Here is a 17,620-nt window from a genome sequence, read left to right as displayed (position 1 = left end):
TTCCATGTGGCCTTTGAAAATCAAATTATAAACACATGAAAAAGTCAGCCATTTTCTTTCTACTCATTTCCATAGTTAGTATTAATTATTCATGTCAGGCGCAGTCAACTGCTGATGATCCATATACCTTTAAAGATCCAAGCTGGGATGGAACAGGCAAAGTCTATTTGGGAAGAGAAATTTCCCAAGTGATGGGTTTTGTTGGAAAAGACTGGCTAGAGAGAGCGGAAAGGGAGCGAGAGGAAGGTATAGCAGCTGCATTGGAAAATTTACCCATCAATTCAAAAAGCATAGTTGCAGACATTGGAGCTGGTTCTGGATACTATACTTTCAGGATTTCACCGCTAGTAACTGAAGGAAAAATATATGCTGTGGATATTCAGGATGACGCAGTAGCTTACATCAAAAATCGGAGTGAGGAGCTGGATATTGATAATGTATTTCCGATTAAAGGAACAGAGAAATCTCCAAACCTACCTGAGGGCGAAGTAGATCTGGTCATTATGGTCGACGTGTATCATGAACTGTCTTATCCACAAGAAATGCTCAGTTCTATTTATAAATCTCTAAAACCAGATGGAAAAATTTTATTGCTAGAATATAAAGGCGAGGACCCAAGCATCAATATCAAACCACTCCATAAAATGACTGAAAAACAGGCGAAAAAAGAATTGAATGCCAATGGATTTGAATTAGTGGAAAATGGAAAATTCCTTCCTATCCAACATTATATGATTTTTAAAAAATCTCCTCTAGATAACTAAAGGAGATCAGTTGGTTTAGTTTAGTTTCCTTCTTCTTCACCTACAGGTTCTGAGCTGGTTCGCAGACTGTTTGAGTTAGGTGATGATGAATTCATATAGGCATAAATTGGTTTTTCATTTCTTACAAGATCTATATAATTTGAGAGATCACTAAAAGGGATGAAAATGGCCCCAACTTTATTTGCCTCAATATAGACTGGCCCAGGGACCTGGCTGGTTGGATGTAATCCATATACGATAAATCTATACCCGTCTGCACCGTAGCAGGTTAGGTATCCTTGAATAGTAATTGAGACTCCATTCCATGAAGCACCACTTTTGAAGCCCATTTGAGCTACATACCTGTCTACGGAAAAAGTTTTAGTTGCCATGATTATAAAATATTTAATATCGCCTACTCTAAAAATGGATTTTCGGCTTCCTCCGATTACTGAAAAATAAAATGATTATCCAGATCCTCCAGAATAATGGAGTGTTGAAATGATCACGTTTGAATGTGAGAAATGGATGCTATCTGCTTTGATAACATTTCAAAATTGAGCTTAATTTCATTGAGTTCCAAAGACTCGATATGATCAAATTATTGATTATCAATGATATAAAAATTTAAAATGTTTCTGTTTAATTTGATTAATTAGGATTGGAGATATGAAGAAGTGAAAATTGAGAAATTTAGGTACAGTTTTGCAATTTGGAATTGAATTAGTCTTTAAGCGAAGCTTCTTCGAAATCTATCATTGAAGTTGGCAGCATTCTCGATTCAATTTGATGAGCTGGGAATTAAAATTGCTATGGTACGAATGGGATGGGATCAGACTAGGATTGAAATCTCTATTTCTTACTAGTAATCAATCATAAGAACCTCTTCATAAACTGAATAAAGACGGCATAATCAGAAGGAATAGTTCCATGACCTCCGTCATGCATATAATATCCAAGTTTGTTTTCTAGCAATGAAGTGTCTCCCGCGGCAGGCATTTCATTTTTTTCGGGACCATTTTCGCCAAAGAGCTGGTAAACTTTGCTAGCCTCTTGAGCTGCTATAAACTCGCCTTTAGGATCAGACCAATAATCAGTATTTCCAGTTTGGAGCAGTAGCGGTCTTGGAGCAATCATCGCTACCAGCGTATGTGCATCAAAAGGGAAATCATCAACATGTGTGGAATATTCGTGATAATTCGGTGCAAACTGATAATAATACCGAGAGGTGTCAGACATGTGCTTGATGTTTTCCCCGTAATCTCTTCTAGCAATTGCAGCTCCTCCTTCGCCAGAGCAACTTGCGATGATCATTTTAAAACGTGTGTCTCTTATACCTGTCCAAAGTACTGTTTTTCCCAAGCGGGAAACTCCCATTAGCGCAATGCAAGTGGCATCTATTTGATCATCTTTTTCAAAATAATCCATGGCTCTACTCAGTCCCCATGACCACGCTGAGATTGTTCCCCACTCATTTTCTTTGGGTATAGTCTCGCCGGGTTTGAGAAATTCCTTCCGTATTCCATGCTCAAAACCTTTTTTGAAATCCGGATCTATATCGCCATAATAAACTGTGGCAAAGCCATATCCAGCGTCTATAAATTGCTCAACATTTGTAGCTCGGAAAGCACTTGCTTGATCTGCCTTAACTTTTTTGCCTTCTCTGTTCCAGATTTCTCCAACCCGCACTCCTGGATCATCCACTGTTTGAGAATTTGCAGTAAAGGAAATGGTGAAGAAAACTGGGGTTTTCTTTGGTGAATTCTTGGGTAAATAAATCAGCAAATCCATAGGATGAGCTTTGCTGTTCTCCGTTAAATAAATTCGGACTTGTCTTCGGATTGCTTTGCCATTTAAAGCATCGCTTTCTTTGTCAAAAACTTCAAACACGATTGATTTTGGGGCAGGAGGGGTTTTTCCATACTGAAGCTCAGCAATAAACTTCAAAAGTTCTGGTCTTCTATCTTTCATCCAGGTCGCTGAATCCTTTACTTTTAGACCATTTTCCAACGTTAGTAGGTCCGGCAGAGTATAAGGAGGGATGGCATCTTCATCATAATTGACAGGAAAACCTGCAACAAGCTTTGGGGGCTCTTGCGTTTGAGAGAAAGCAAAAAAGTTGACTGCTAGAAAAATCAAGAGTGCTAGATATATTTTCATAGGTTGAAAGGTTATTTGGCTTTTTAGTTCTAGTAAGATGCCAAAAGGAATTGGTTCAACTGTCCTGATGTAGCGAGTAATAGTTAGGGTTTACTCACTAAAGTCAGAATCCAAAAATCTTAGGCTTAAGGCTATTTGAAAGTTGGGTTATTGAATAAATTTCAATCAGTTCATTTCTAAAATCCTATTCTTATATCTTAGCAATTCAAAAAATTAAAAGGCGATTAGCTTTTCCTATAAGAATCCCAGATATAAATGAAGAGTATATTTTCCAATCTCCTGTTTAAAGTATTTATTGCCATTGTCTTAGGTATTGTTTTCGGTCTCTATTTACCCGAATCTATCAATAGGATTTTCGCTACTTTCAATGCGTTTTTTGGACAGTTTCTGAATTTTGCCATTCCACTGATTATACTCGGATTAATCATGCCAGCCATTTCCGACTTGGGAAAAGGAGCGGGTAAATTATTGCTGATTACAGCTGCAATTGCCTATGGATCCACGCTTTTTTCTGGATTTATGAGTTATTTCACCTCTTCAACTATTTTCCCTTCTCTTCTTGCTTCACATGTTAGTGAAGCTGCTGAGATCTCAGAAGGAGGGAAGGATTTAGAACCCTATTTCAGTATTACCATTCCTGCTGTGATAGATGTGATGTCTGCTCTGGTGTTGGCTTTTGTAATAGGCTTGGGGCTGTCTTATCAGGAAAACTCTACATTAAAAAACGTGGTCAAAAATTTTGAGACAATCATCATGCAAGTGATCGAGAATGTGATTGTTCCACTTTTACCAATTTTCATCCTAGGTATTTTTGCGAATATGGCCTTCAGTGGTCAGGTGTATTCCATTCTCTCTGTATTTATAAATATCATTGGGGTCATATTTGCCATGCATATTTTCTTGCTTTTACTGCAATATGTAATCACTGGAGCGATCGTCAAGAAAAATCCCTTTCGCTTGTTGGCCACCATGATGCCTGCTTATTTTACGGCCTTGGGTACTCAATCCTCTGCAGCCACAATTCCAGTGACGCTGGAGCAGGCTGAAAAGAATGGGGTGTCCCCTAAAATTGCTGGCTTTGTGATTCCTCTTTGTGCAACCATTCATTTATCTGGAAGTATCATGAAAATAACTGCCTGCGCAATGGCTTTGATGATATTAGAAGGAGTTCCATATAATTTCGGGATGTTTGTTGGATTTATTTTTATGCTGGGAATTGCGATGGTGGCAGCTCCGGGAGTACCTGGAGGCGCGATTATGGCAGCCATTGGAGTTTTACAGTCCATGCTAGGGTTCAGTGAAGAAATGATCGGCTTAATGATCGCACTATATATAGCTATGGACAGTTTCGGTACAGCTTGTAATGTAACGGGAGATGGAGCGATTGCCTTGGTAGTAGATAAGATCACAAAGAAGGTGAAATAGCCAATAATTCATTTCACTTAATTGGCTATTAATTGCGGATCTTGGTAAGGTGTTTTAGCGCTGCGCAGAAAAAAACTAGTTGGTAGCGTTTGTAATTCCTTTTTTAAAAGAAAAATTCAAAACGCAAAGCAGGCCAGAGATTTAATGAACTCACCAAGATAATGGATGAGTTTTCACTATCTGGTAAATAGAAAACCCCGGCATCAATAGTAATTCCATTCCCTGCTTTTTTAAATAGCAAGTCTTTCCCGACGGTTAAATTCAATGTGAATTTTTGAGGAGGATCTGCGGAAGGGAAAAAAGTTGTTCCTTGGCGGAAAAACCATGTTTTCTGATTAGTTTCTTCCGAATTTTCCCCAAAATATAAGCGATGTTCTAAATTTATTGTAGGCCATATGGTGCCCCAGGAAGGCCCTACACCCAAACTTATTCCTAGTTGACTACTATTAGCTACTCTATATGTTACACCAGCATGAAGAAGTTCGGGACCTGAAAGTCCTATTATAAACTTTGTTTTTTGTGCCGTTGGTTTTTGCGCATAAAGATCCCCAGTAAATGAAACAAATATTAATATTGCTATTAGGTATTTCACAATATGTCGTAACGAGATTCAAGTTTTTTATGAAATGCTTTATGATTTGAAATTTATCTTTTTATTTCATGTGATCAAAGGTAAACTGATTAATTTACAGAGACTTACATTTTTTGAAGAGCCAATTTCATAGTGAATTCAGATAATTGATTAAAAAAAATCTGTTTAGAAAGGTTAAAACCTAACTCGTCAGGAAACCGCATATATTTTTGTTTCCTAGATTGTCTATCACTGAGCAAGAATAAGCACCGCTGACTGCGAATTTGCAGGGGGATCCATATCAAAGGGTTCTGATGAGGATTCAGGAACTGGGGCATTTTGAATTATTTCACCCTTGGCTTTCACCAATCCTACTTAAATTCCTAAACCTTAGATTTTGCTTTCTCCGACAAAAGCTTAAAAGCTGCCTGTGTCTTTAATGATTAATCTGGAATAAAAAGAGGATCGGTCTAGCGGTCGAAATGCGAAGTATTCATCAATACTATCAATACAAATTCTTCGTGAATAAAGACTTTTAAGCGATAGGGTTTCGGAAATAAAGGGGAACAGACTAATCCCTAAGCAAAGTGATTATGCCAATAGCTTTTACCACACTTGCTCTGAGTAGGCTAAGGAGAAAGAAAATATCCGGTGGATATCATTTAATCCCTCCCCATTTGGGGGTAATTCCTCCACTATTTATATGGAAGATCTTTGTTTTATCCCGAATGGCAACTAAGGAATAGGAGCTTTGAAGACAGTTATTGGTTGTTTTTCAAATTAAAAAGTAAAAAATGCGCTAATGGTCTCTGGCTTGTAGATTTAAGGTTAGCGGGAAGTGCCCGTTTATTTTTCATTAACCTGTATAATCATGAGCACATCTAAATCAATGACGACCTATTCTCAGGTGCTAAACCTACTGCCTGCTAAGGGATATGGGAAGGAATTAAACATTAAAAGGGCAGGTGCAAGTTTTGATGATTCCTCAGTTATTTACACACCGGAACAACTAAAAATCATTAAAGTGTACAGATTCGAAGGAGAATCTGATCCAGCGGACATGGCAGTGATTTACTTGCTGCATAGCGATTCTGAGAAAGGATTTCTTTTAAATGCTTATGGAACCTATTCTGATGAAGATAATCAGTATTACGATGAGTTTATCAAGCGTGTACCAATAGATGAAATTGAAGGTTTCGATATCTAAATGGAAATAGGTGGAGAGCGTATTCCATCTGCCTTTAAAAAAGTCAATTAAAAAATACTATCAGCATGTTGTCACTAACCAATCATATTGCCAGCTTATCTCCATCTCTTCTTTTCGGTAAAAAGAATGGCGATGTAGATACAGGAACCACGCGTAAAACTCCTGGAGATTCCGGAGGAGCTAGGCCTCCCAAAAAGAAAGATTTCGAAGAGATAGAAGAGGAAAATGAGCGACACGATGAACCTCAGGGAGAGACGGTCGATAATGAAGAAAAGGACAAAAACACAAAATGATTGCTTGTCTTGATAGCTTAAGAAGTCAGTTTAATTACCTGTGCTATTAAGGTCTATTTACATTATTATTCCTTAATATTTAACCTAACATCCCCTAGATATATCTAATGGATTTTTTATGTATGAGTTCAATTTATTTAAGTTGCGTATTTGATAATTAGTACTTTAATATATATGTTCGATGGCTGAGGTGATCCATTAATTATTTTATCATTAAGTGATAGCCTAAATTCATACTTGATATTATGAGCTTTCATCAAACATAATTTCGTCTGTACTTTCTATTTCTTTTATAGGTTTCTCAATGGGTAATGTAAAATAAAAAGAGGAACCTTTACCTACAACACTTTCTACCCATATTTCACCACCATTTTTTTCTAAAAATCCTTTCACCAATAATAATCCAATTCCAGCCCCTTTATTTTTCTTCTTTGCTTCGGCAATTGCTTTCATTTTTGGCTTAAAAAGGTTATCCAATATCTTTTTGGACATTCCAACTCCAGTGTCCTTAACCTGAACAATAATTTTATCATCTTTGATTTTTGATGAAACTGATATGGTCCCTCCTTTTCCTGTATGATTTATCGCATTTGCAACGATATTTTGAATAATGGAAATTAACATTTTTCTATCAGCGAATACAGAAGCATCCGCTTCAATTTCTTGATGAAGAACTATTGTGCTTATTGAAGCAGTTTCTTTTAAATTTTCAAAAACCTTATTAATGTACTCGGCTAATTTTATTTTTGTTGGAGAAAAGACATCCGAGGCGTATTTTATTCTTGCCCATTCTACTAAATAGTCTAACATCTCTAATTCATCCGTTGCTGAATTATAAAGTATATTGATCATTTCCTGAACTTCATCGGGTTTCATGGTATGATGATATTCTTTCAAATAATCTGCGGTTTGAATAATATTCGCCAGAGGAGTTCTTAAGTCGTGTGAAAGTATTGCCAGAACACTCTCTTTATGACTATTAAGACCTTCCAAATCTTTGATATATTTTTTTATAGAATCTTCCAATTTTTTCCTTTCTGTCAAGTCACGCAAAATTTTAACAAAACCCAATATGTCTCCGTCTGAACCAATAAGAGGAAAAACTACCCCATAAGCATAGAACAAGCTCTTGTCTTTAGCAATGTGCCATCTATTATCTGTTGCTCTGCCTTCTTTTAAAGCTGTTTTAATTTCGTTTTTCTGAATGCCATTTTCTAAATCCTCCTCTGTGAATATTATATCGAAAGGTTTTCCAATAACTTCCTCCGTCTTATAACCAAATATTTTTGCAGAGCCAGAACTCCAGCTGTTTATGTTGAAATCATTATCTAATGTAAATATTGAGTAATCTTGTAGACTGTCAATTATTTGGCTATAGAACTCAGCAGTTGGTATATATGTGTTTTTCTTAATTTTCGGTTTTTTTTGTGTATTTTCCATTTGATTTATATTAGTGGTTATGTTATAGCGTCTAGGGCCAGATCCATCCATTCTTTTAAGGGCTTGAACTAAAATCCGTGTCCCATTCCCGTATTCAATTTGATCTCACAGCTTGGGGTTTGGATTTTGTTCAATTCAAAGACTCCGAATGGGTTAGACTTTCATAAATGGTAAGAATATTTTCGCATACATTGATTTCTGGAATAACCTGAAATTCGCTATCACGAAAACTAGCTATAAACACAACATTCAAATCTGGCTTAATTGCCAGAGTAGGAATGTAATGTATTGAACAAAGTATCCAACATTGGTGCCAATTGTGGTGATTTTTCTTGGCTCAATTCCATAGGCAAGTAAGCTGATAATTTAGTTTAGTATGTGTGCAGCGTACTATCTAGCATTACATTTCCTATTCTTACCTCGCTTTTGACTTTGAAGTCATGTTTTTTGAATTCGGCAATAATCTCGGTGTACGATTTTTGCCCAAGTTCAGGATGCAATTAATCATGTCCCTATCCTTCTAAAAAACGGGTCTGAAGGGAAAAAAACTTGCTCTTCATTTTCTTTTGCATATCCCAAAAAGCTACCGCAAAAGAGGAGAACCTATCCATAAACTTGTTTTCATTTTAGGAAAGAGGAGTATAGTAAGGCGAACAAGTGAGACAGGCAGCATGAATCAAGAAGATTACGTGCAGTAGATTTACTTACTCAACTGGCGGACGTTTACATACTTACCCTTATTGATGATGCTCATTCACATGTGTAATTGCTTCTTTGCTGAGTTCCTCTAATGAAGAAATGTTGATGTCTGAAAGCTTACTAATGTAAATACAAGCTTTTCCCATTTTGAACTTACCTAAGTTCTCCAGTAATTTTTTACTTTTTTCCGTCGATGAAAATACGTAAAGTGAAAACGCTGCTTTTCTCGGAGAGAATGCAATTATAGGAGCTTCGCCTTCATGTCCGCTGGCATATTTATAATGGTAATTTCCGAATCCGATAATCGTCGGGCCCCACATTTTTGGTTCAAATCCAGACCATTCCTTCATTAATTCAATCAAGTGAAAACTATCAGCCTTTTTTTGTTCATTATCCACAAATGAATTAATAAAATCGATTACGTTTTCTTCTGTATATGTTGTCTTATTTGTTGCCATACTATTGAATTTATTCGTTGTTACGAATTCTATCTTAAACAATGTCTGCTAACAGTCAAATAAAAGTAGTGTAAGCTGGCACCACCTGTCCCGGATTTTGTTAATTTATTTAGGCCTAAGTTCTTATTAGGAAGGGATATCATCCCCACTATCATTATCAGCTGATTTCAAAATCGCTCTAATCCTATCTATATGAACCTGGGACGCTTGTGCCCTTTCAAGAGCTGAACGGGAACCAGCGCCTTGTTGACCTCGTGCTATTTCAGTTAGTAGGTTTTTATGCTCCTCAAACATCCGAAGTGCAGTCCACATAGTTTCTTCAATCTTGTTTGTCTGTTCAGCTAAAAGGAAAGCTGCCGTATATGAATGACCGGTATGGCAACGAAACCGTAGGTTGCTATCTTTTCCTACTTTCCATAAAACACCACCGCAACCCGGACAGTTAAATGGAACCTGATCACCAAGTTTATTTACTGAAGACAAATCGCTTAACACACGTTCTGCAATTTTAGCCTCTATTAAAACATCTTCCGGAATAGATTTCTGCTTTTTTAATTTCAGTGGAATAATCTTGTGAAGTAGGGCTCCCATTTCAGCAATAGGCAGGCTATAGTCTACTTTTATGTTATTCAAGGCATTTCTTGGCATATCAGGATACTCGGCTTCGTCAGGATCCTGTACAATACAGGTTCCTCCGCATCTTTTAATAGCTTTCATTCCTGCTGTTCCATCATCAAGATAACCAGTCAGCAATATTCCGATAACACCAGCCCCAAACGCTACCGCAGCTGATCGAAATAACGGATCAATAGCAGGACGTGACCTGTTTTCGTGGGCTCCTTTGGTCACCAGCATTTTCAGGTTTTCCCCAATCAACAGGTGATGATCTGAAGGCGCTAGGTATAAATAACCGGGTTTCAGGTTATTTCCACTTTTAGCGTGCTGACATTTCAAGGTATTCAGCTTATTAAGCTCATCCAATAGTACATTTCCCGTAGCATCAGGAGAAATATGTCGGACAATCAATACAGGCAAGGGAAAATCTTTGGGCAATTGGCTTATAAGTTTTTTCAATGCACTTAGCCCCCCGGCAGAAGTACCTACTACCACGACCTGGGTAATTTTATCCTGCTTTTCGGTTTTACTGTTTTTTTTCATTTATATATCAACTAAAATATAATTAAGTGTTAATTCCGGGACATTCTTAATCCATCACTTATATTGATTCTAAAAATCTAACTTGTCTCCTTATAATTTTATGATTTAACGTCAAAATACTGATTAAAAGCCTATTAAGTATCAGTTGAAGCCAAATTACCGTTAACTGAGATTTAATTCACACAGCGTTATAGCCATCCGAAGGCAGCGATTTTTATGCACTATATCCACCTCGGGCGGACACAAATTTTGAAGGAGCGCCAAGCTTTATTTAAATGCTGAACCACTAGTAGTACGTTTATATATTTAGTGTGCTTTTGTTAGTTAATTTAGACCAAAAAGAGAGCCATTCCAACGGGTGAAAGACGAAGTATTCATAAATACGATCAATACATTCTTTGTAAAGTAGGTCTTTAAGCGAGGGGAGAATCCCAATTCTCGAGATAGGCTGTTCCAAGGCTAAGCAAGTTTCGTCCACATAAAGCAAAGACCCGATAGTAATTACCGTCATTTAAGGCATACCTTTGCGCCCGCAAAGAAAATACGACATGAAGCGCATCAATGAATACAAGAAACTCTTTGGAGTTGAAAAGGAAATCGATTTGAAGACCTTGAAAAAGAGTTACCGCGATTTAGTAAAGGAGTGGCATCCTGACAAATTTCAAAGTGGAGATCCTTTACAGGTAGAGGCTGATATACAAAGCAGAAGGATTATTGATGGGTACCATTTTTTGGTGAGTATAGCGCCAGAAACGTTGGAGACTAATTTGGAGGTCTACACTGAAACGATTAACAATGCTGGGATTGCAGATTATCACCACAAAGGCCTAGTATTGGAAATCACATTTCTTGATGGATCTACTTACGAATACTTTGGCGTGACCCCGCAAGTCTATCATAAAATGATCAATAGCGATAAGCTAAACCGTTTTGCAAAGCGGGCTATTTACCCAAATTATATTTACAGAAAATCTAAAAGAAGCGTGGAGGTAGTTTAATTCCACTAATTAAATTAAGACCTCCCTTAGTTGGAAAATAGGAAAAATGTAGTTGGTTACTTTACCTTTGGTTAAGGAAAAAATGAATATCCCTAAAGTAAAAAAGAATCATTAATAAGATAGTTATTGAATGTCCTCTCAATTTTTGGAATGGTGTTTTATCCCAAGTACTTTTTTTTAAATACAGTCTGAGATGATAAAAAAGGCTATCTACAAATTTATAGATAGCCTTTTACATATTTCTAAGGTCTAAAACTCACTGAATATACGACTTGCTTGAAGCAGTTCTGGATTTAGAGTAATACTAAGACCTCCTGTTACAGTCCAGGCAATACCAAACCAGGTAGAATCTGTGCCAGACCAGCGTCGGATCTTTATGGTATAGGTTTTTCCAGGTTGGCCAGTGAATTCTGCAATCTCATAACTGTTATCCCAAGATCCACTATATCCGACTACAGCACCATTTTCATCATAAATGATAAGATCTAAGTCAACTTTTAATTGAGACATATACCAGCTAAAAAATAGGATGGATGTTTTTGTAGCTTTTGAAGTCCATGCCAAGGCTACTTTTACTTTTCTTGGTCCATAAAAGGAATTTGGGACTGATACTTTATATTCAAAAGTCGAAAGTTTATCAGATCCAAAATCTGAAGAACTTAGTAATCCAATATCCCAGCCTCTTAAAGTTGCCGGAGCATTGCGCCATCTTCTGTTTTTAGCAATTTTACATCCTTCATTTGCATTGACAGCTCCGGCACCATCTTTTGCATCGACCCCATTACTTACATCCTGCCACCAGGTATTTCCTGTGACATTTTTGGTTGCACTCGCCAATAGAATCGCTCTGCAGCCTTCAGGCCAATGCTTTAACGTGGAATTTGTCCCCTGAAGTAAAGCAGATACTCCAACTACTGCCGGCGAAGCCATACTTGTACCACTTTTTGTGATCCCATCTGCAGTTACACCAACGCCATTTGCACATATTTCTGGTAATTCCCGGTCTCCATGAGAAGAAGTTGGATTTCGAAAAACTGAAGAGTTTGACATGGTGGAAGCTGTGTCATCGTGATTTCCAACTGAAATAGTATTATAGCCTTTATGGTTGACGTATTCGCTGCTTGGGGGATTTATGTTGTCAGGATCACCATTCCAGAAATTTCCAGCTGCATGAACGATTAGAGGGTATGGATGCTTTGTAGCAAGATAATCGCCATAAACATCATCTCCTGACAATGCACCTGAACCGGGCTCGCTAGCCCTGTGAAAACTTTGATTAATGACTGTACAGCCTTTCTCTTTAACAGCCCAGGTTAATGCATCTCTGTCGAAATCGTTAGCAGAAAACAAGCTACATTCCGGTGCATGTCCATTGGGTGTTCCTGATTCTTTATTTCGAATGATTGCATGTACGTTTTGAGAATGGTCTGAAGTTGAGGAGGGGCTAGACTTGAACTTTCCTGCAATTACTAAATCAGCATTACTTGAAGGTCCTCCTTCCCAGACAGCTGCTTTTATTCCAGAACCTTTTTCTCCGCCAGAATGGACTACGTCAGACCCGGCAATTGCAATAGAATTATCCAGATCTTCAATTCCTTCAGTTTCATGTAAAAGTATTCCGGCGATTTCTTTATTGGCAGCCAACTCGCGGATTCTCGAAGTTTCCACCTGTACAGTAATCAAAGGTGCGATATCATCAACTTTCAAAATCTTTAATTTACCTTCAATTGATTTGGCAAATTTCTCAGAGCGTTCCTGCATTTCTAGTCTTTGCTCCTGATCTCTTTTACTGACTGATTCTTTTTCACAATCATTAAGTGCACGGTCAGAGGACATGGCTTCAGGTTCTTCAAATTCATACCAAATATCTACCAACACCGTTTTTGGGGGCTTTTCAGAATTGATGAGTGAAAAAAGTGTAGGGTGGATCTTTCCAAATTTTGAATTCAGCTTACTACGATGACTTTCTAAGATCTTTTCCCCATCCACTTTTCTTCCATTTTGATCAAATTCAAATGAGATAGGTAAACCACTTTTTCGATCAATTGCTTTATAAAATTCAATAAACCCTTCATCGGTAATCTTATCATTTGGTAATCTCTCCACACCATTTTCATCAAGTTTTAATCTGACAAAACTTCCTATCAATACATTACTATCGACTTTTGAATTTGTAGCAATGACAGTAAAGGGGATGACAATTGTATCACTCAATTTTTGAGATTTTGAATTAACAATTGGTTCTATAGTCAGTTTGTGTTTTCCTGGTGGAAGTCCATTTTCTGCACTCCATACAAAGTTCCCGCTCTTTCTTGTTGGAGTTACTCTTCCATTTACTCCTTCTACCCCAATGCTTTTAATGACAGAATTCGTATCAGCATCCCGAGATACATTGATTTCAATTGAGGAATTGGTAGTTAAAATTTCATCACGTGTTAGTTCTACTAAAACGTTTTTTTCATTAGCCATAATGTGCTCCTTTCTTAGTTTTAAAAGTGAATAAAAATTTTCCTTTTCTATAGTTGCTTTAATCTATAAATTTCAAAATGCAAAATTAAGGTGTAGTATCGAGGCTGTTATTCGATACATTATTTATTATATGTATATCCGATTTTGTACCTGTAAAGCGATAAAAGCATTATAGGATTCGGAAAACACTAGCGTCAAGGCCACTTCGGTCTGCCGATAGCTATCGGGACGTCATCGGTCTTCCAGCCAGTAAAACAAAGGAAATATGTCTACTGGCATTAATACAGATAATCATAATTTATTATATTAACTCAATATGCTTATTTTTTCAAGTAAAAAAAGTTGGTTTGCTTTCAATTCATTAGTGGAGAATCGTTTCCTTAAACGAGATGTATAACTTTCCTGAAAAAGATATTATAGTGAAAGTTCTTAAAAAAACAGGTGTAGTATAGAACTGCATCTCCTGTTATGCTTTCATGTGTTTATATTTTTCTTTCAAAGGTCATCTCGCACTGTGAATAATCATCCCGCTGTGTGTCGTTCTTCGAAATGCTCGATAATTGATATAAATTTAAGTCAAGAAATAGCTTGTTAATTTATTTTTTTCAGATTATTTAATTCTATTTTAGTTTAAAATAGTGATTATTGTTATTTATTTTATTTATAAGTGATTATCAATTAATCTAATGTGTCATTCCGTATTAATTATTGATTTTTACTATTCAAGAAATAGAATAGTTATTTTTTTTTTTTTGAATAGTAGTTACAATTAAGAAAAAAATTCTTGTTGGTTAAAGTCAATCCTACGGTAGAAGTATTTCCATTCGCTCAAAAATACCGACATAATCTCCGTTTAAGCTGGACAGTGGTTTGTATTCTGACAGGCGACAACATATTTATTGTTCCGGTGCGGGAAACAGTCCAAGGTAGCAGGTCTGCGAAACCAAAAGCTTGGCACTTTCTGCTATCTTTGTTTCCATCCAAAAAATGATAAACACAAATCTGCTGTTTGTTATATAAAAGATCCTGACCAACAATAAGTTACAACTCGGTGGGATAGGGGCGCCTGACAAATCGATCAGCTTTTTTACCCAAAAAAGAACAGGATATAGGTTGGGAATTGCTTTAATCATCTAAATAAGAATCCTTATACATGGGAGAATTTTTTCTAAACCAACGATATACCAGTTCCGGAGAACCTGAACTCGGAGTGGGCATAGTGACAGAAGTCAGCAAGGGAAAGGTGCGGATATCCTTTCCGGTGTCAGATGAGGTGAGACTGTATTCCATAGAAAGTGCTCCTTTGCTAAGAACTATTTTTAAACCAGGGCATACCATCGTAGATCAACAAGGACATGCTATGTTGATTGAAGAAGTTAAATTCGAAGATGGGCTTTATGTGTACTATGGAGACGGCATAGAGTTGGGTGAGGCCGATCTTGGTGATGTATTTACTTCGCATACGGTGGATGATCGGCTATTTGCAGGAGATGTTGATTCGCCTGAACTGTTTGCACTGCGCAGAGAAACGCTTGATCACAATTATCAAAGAAGAATATCTCCGGTGCATGGATTTGTTGGGGGAAAAATAGATTTGATTCCGCATCAATTGTATATCGCTCATGAGGTGAGTTCGCGGTTTGCGCCCCGTGTTTTGCTATCCGATCAGGTTGGACTGGGAAAAACCATTGAGGCCTGCTTGATTCTGCACCGTTTGTTGGTGACTGGTAGAATATCAAGGGCACTTATCCTTGTTCCCGAATCCTTGATCCACCAGTGGTTTGTGGAGATCTTGCGAAGGTTTAACCTTTGGTTTAATATTTTCGATGAAGAACGTTGTGCGGCTCTTGAAAAAGGTGCACCCGAAGGAAATCCATTTCTCGATGATCAGCTTGTTATTTGTAGCATTGAGTTTTTGGCAAGTTCAAAGAAGCGAACTCAGCAGGCCATTTCTGCCAGCTGGGACATGCTGGTTGTTGACGAAGCCCATCACCTCGAATGGTCCGTTGACGAGGTAAGCCCGGAATATAGTATTGTAGAATTGTTGAGTCAGGTAGCAAAAGGGTTGCTACTCCTTACTGCTACACCGGAACAATTAGGGGTAGAAAGTCATTTTGCACGACTTCGGTTACTTGATCCCAACCGGTATAACAATTACAATGATTTTATCAACGAATCTGAAGGCAATAAAGACATTGCTGGTATTGTCGAAAAACTGTCGTCAGGGGAAGACTTAAAAAAGAAAGAAACGTCGCTATTAGAAAGTATTTTTTCTAAAGATAGAATCGCCTTGCTAGCCAATAAAGATGAACTAACAAAGCACAACTTAATTGAAGATTTGCTAGATCAGCATGGTCCGGGTAGAGTTCTATTTCGAAATACCCGATTGGCCATGAGTGGATTCCCTAGGCGTATAGCCCATCTAGTTCCCCTTCAGAAACGAGAAAATCATAGCCTTTGGATTGAACGCCTAAGAAATGAGTTCACCTTGGATATGGAAAGAGGATCTGAAACAAAACCTGAGCAGGAATTTTGGTTTGATGAAGATCCGCGGGTGGAGTGGCTTCTAATGAAAATGGAGGAAATACATCCTGAAAAGATGCTGTTGATATGCACTTCCAAAGAAAAGGTTCTGTCATTAGAATCGGCCTTAAGTAAGTTCACGGAGTTTACAGCAAACGTTTTTCACGAAGAACTCACGCTTGTACAACGGGATAGAAACGCAGCATGGTTTGCTGAGCCTGAGGGTGCCCAAATACTCCTCTGCTCAGAAATAGGGAGTGAAGGCCGGAATTTTCAATTCGCCCATCATCTCATTCTTTTTGACATGCCCTTCCATCCAGAATTGCTGGAGCAGCGTATAGGCCGCCTTGACCGAATAGGACAAAAAAAGGACATTACTATTTATATTCCGTATCTGGTTGGCAGCCCACAACAACTCATTGTCAGGTGGTTCCATGAAGCGTTGGATGCTTTTAATTCCAATCTTGAAGGAGGAAATATTATTTCTAAATTATTCAGTGGGCGATTACTCAACATTGCCAAAATATCATCATTTGAAGAGGCCGAGTCCAAACTGGAAGTATTGATTGCAGAATCAGCTGAATATCAAAAAGAGCTTAAGAAAAACCTTGCTGAAGGACGTGATAAATTGCTGGAAATGAATTCATTTCGTCCGAAAGTAGCAAAAAGGTTGATTGAGCAAATCCAGAAGGAAGATAATGATAGCGCACTGGAAACTTATCTAACGAAAGTCTTCCGGCATTTTGACATAGAGATGGAAGATCTTGCTGCCCGGACTTACTTATTACATCCAGCTTCATTTAGCGCTGAGGTGTTTCCGTCCATTCCACGGGAAGGAATACAGGTGACATTCGATAGAAAACGGGCGCTCAGCAGAGAGGATGTAAGCTTTCTTACCTGGGATCATCCCATGGCGACAGGCGCTATCGACAGGATGCTAAGTTCAAGCTTAGGAAGTGCCAGCTGTGGATTGATTCGGGGAACTGGCAATCCCGGTCTATTACTTGAATTAATCTTTATCCTTGAAACAGCGGGCAAACAAAGTATTGATATAGACCGCTTCCTTCCTGATACACCGCTAAGAATTGTAGTAGACCATACGGCAAAAGAAGTAACAGATAGCTATTCTGTACCAATGCTCAACAAAAACTTAGTACCCGGTAGGATAGACCCCTTACTTGAAAATGAAGCATTCGTAGATACTCTATTGCCCAATATGATTTCATCCGCCACAGCAATCGCTGAGGAAATAGGAGAGCAAGAAATAAAAAAGGGTTTAGAGCGAATGAAACTCACACTGGATCATGAAATCAATCGTCTTACCGCCTTACAAAAAAAGAACAAAGACATTAGGGCTGATGAAATTCAGGCAGCGAAGGAAGAGCGGAACACCTTATCAGCCCTGATAAAAAAAGCAAGAGTTCGATTGGATGCTGTGCAGCTTATAAGGAAGGAATAGGAGGTGAAAGTGAATGA

General features: G+C 37.8%; 13 protein-coding genes. 6 read left to right on the top strand and 7 right to left on the bottom strand.

The annotated features are described in order from the left end of the window. Positions 1–35 precede the first annotated feature (35 nt). Positions 36–764, top strand: coding sequence for a class I SAM-dependent methyltransferase (locus tag SYJ56_RS13955; RefSeq protein ID WP_323835072.1), 729 nt, complete (start codon positions 36–38; stop codon positions 762–764). A 20-nt stretch (positions 765–784) separates the two neighbouring features. Here SYJ56_RS13955 and SYJ56_RS13950 read toward each other — a convergent pair whose 3' ends face one another. Together SYJ56_RS13950 and SYJ56_RS13945 are read right to left on the bottom strand one after the other, a co-directional pair. Continuing rightward, positions 785–1,135, bottom strand: coding sequence for a hypothetical protein (locus SYJ56_RS13950; protein WP_323835071.1), 351 nt, complete (start codon positions 1,133–1,135; stop codon positions 785–787). Positions 1,136–1,616: 481 nt separating this feature from the next. Further along, positions 1,617–2,903, bottom strand: a complete 1,287-nt coding sequence (locus tag SYJ56_RS13945) for a glucuronyl esterase domain-containing protein (protein ID WP_323835069.1) — start codon at positions 2,901–2,903, stop codon at positions 1,617–1,619. Between the two features lie 255 nt (positions 2,904–3,158). Between SYJ56_RS13945 and SYJ56_RS13940 the strand changes: the two genes are divergently transcribed. Beyond that, positions 3,159–4,328 (top strand): dicarboxylate/amino acid:cation symporter, encoded by a 1,170-nt coding sequence (locus SYJ56_RS13940; RefSeq protein WP_323835067.1) that lies wholly within the window; start codon positions 3,159–3,161, stop codon positions 4,326–4,328. A 103-nt stretch (positions 4,329–4,431) separates the two neighbouring features. Here SYJ56_RS13940 and SYJ56_RS13935 read toward each other — a convergent pair whose 3' ends face one another. Continuing rightward, complete coding sequence (locus tag SYJ56_RS13935; protein ID WP_323835066.1) at positions 4,432–4,920, bottom strand: hypothetical protein; 489 nt, start codon at positions 4,918–4,920, stop codon at positions 4,432–4,434. An 850-nt stretch (positions 4,921–5,770) separates the two neighbouring features. On the opposite strand from SYJ56_RS13935, the gene SYJ56_RS13930 reads away from it, so the two are divergent. Both SYJ56_RS13930 and SYJ56_RS13925 read left to right on the top strand, forming a co-directional pair. Further along, a complete protein-coding gene (locus SYJ56_RS13930) occupies positions 5,771–6,106 on the top strand; it encodes a hypothetical protein (RefSeq protein WP_323835065.1) in 336 nt (111 codons plus the stop codon). A gap of 65 nt (positions 6,107–6,171) precedes the next feature. Further along, positions 6,172–6,399 carry a hypothetical protein gene (locus tag SYJ56_RS13925; RefSeq protein WP_323835064.1) on the top strand — a complete coding sequence of 76 codons (228 nt, stop codon included), beginning with the start codon at positions 6,172–6,174 and terminating at the stop codon, positions 6,397–6,399. Between the two features lie 243 nt (positions 6,400–6,642). Here the strand turns inward: SYJ56_RS13925 and SYJ56_RS13920 are convergent, their stop codons facing one another. The 3 genes from SYJ56_RS13920 to SYJ56_RS13910 form a co-directional block, all read right to left on the bottom strand. Next, positions 6,643–7,839: a PAS domain-containing sensor histidine kinase gene (locus SYJ56_RS13920; RefSeq protein WP_323835062.1), complete on the bottom strand. Its 1,197-nt coding sequence runs from the start codon at positions 7,837–7,839 to the stop codon at positions 6,643–6,645. Positions 7,840–8,576: 737 nt separating this feature from the next. Next, positions 8,577–8,996, bottom strand: coding sequence for a DUF1801 domain-containing protein (locus tag SYJ56_RS13915; protein WP_323835060.1), 420 nt, complete (start codon positions 8,994–8,996; stop codon positions 8,577–8,579). Between the two features lie 126 nt (positions 8,997–9,122). Next, positions 9,123–10,154 carry a chemotaxis protein CheB gene (locus tag SYJ56_RS13910; protein WP_323835058.1) on the bottom strand — a complete coding sequence of 344 codons (1,032 nt, stop codon included), beginning with the start codon at positions 10,152–10,154 and terminating at the stop codon, positions 9,123–9,125. 548 nt (positions 10,155–10,702) lie between these two features. Here SYJ56_RS13910 and SYJ56_RS13905 point away from each other — a divergent pair. Continuing rightward, positions 10,703–11,152, top strand: a complete 450-nt coding sequence (locus tag SYJ56_RS13905; RefSeq protein WP_323835056.1) for a KTSC domain-containing protein — start codon at positions 10,703–10,705, stop codon at positions 11,150–11,152. Positions 11,153–11,401: 249 nt separating this feature from the next. Here the strand turns inward: SYJ56_RS13905 and SYJ56_RS13900 are convergent, their stop codons facing one another. Further along, positions 11,402–13,621, bottom strand: coding sequence for a S8/S53 family peptidase (locus SYJ56_RS13900; RefSeq protein ID WP_323835054.1), 2,220 nt, complete (start codon positions 13,619–13,621; stop codon positions 11,402–11,404). Between the two features lie 1,153 nt (positions 13,622–14,774). Between SYJ56_RS13900 and rapA the strand changes: the two genes are divergently transcribed. Beyond that, on the top strand, positions 14,775–17,603 hold the full coding sequence (gene rapA / locus SYJ56_RS13895) for an RNA polymerase-associated protein RapA (protein WP_323835052.1): 2,829 nt from the start codon (positions 14,775–14,777) through the stop codon (positions 17,601–17,603). Positions 17,604–17,620 lie beyond the last annotated feature (17 nt).

This window comes from Algoriphagus aurantiacus (assembly GCF_035156405.1).
GTDB lineage: Bacteria > Bacteroidota > Bacteroidia > Cytophagales > Cyclobacteriaceae > Algoriphagus > Algoriphagus aurantiacus.
The sequence above is the reverse complement of the archived record's forward strand: the minus strand, read 5'-3'. Positions and strand labels throughout refer to the sequence as shown.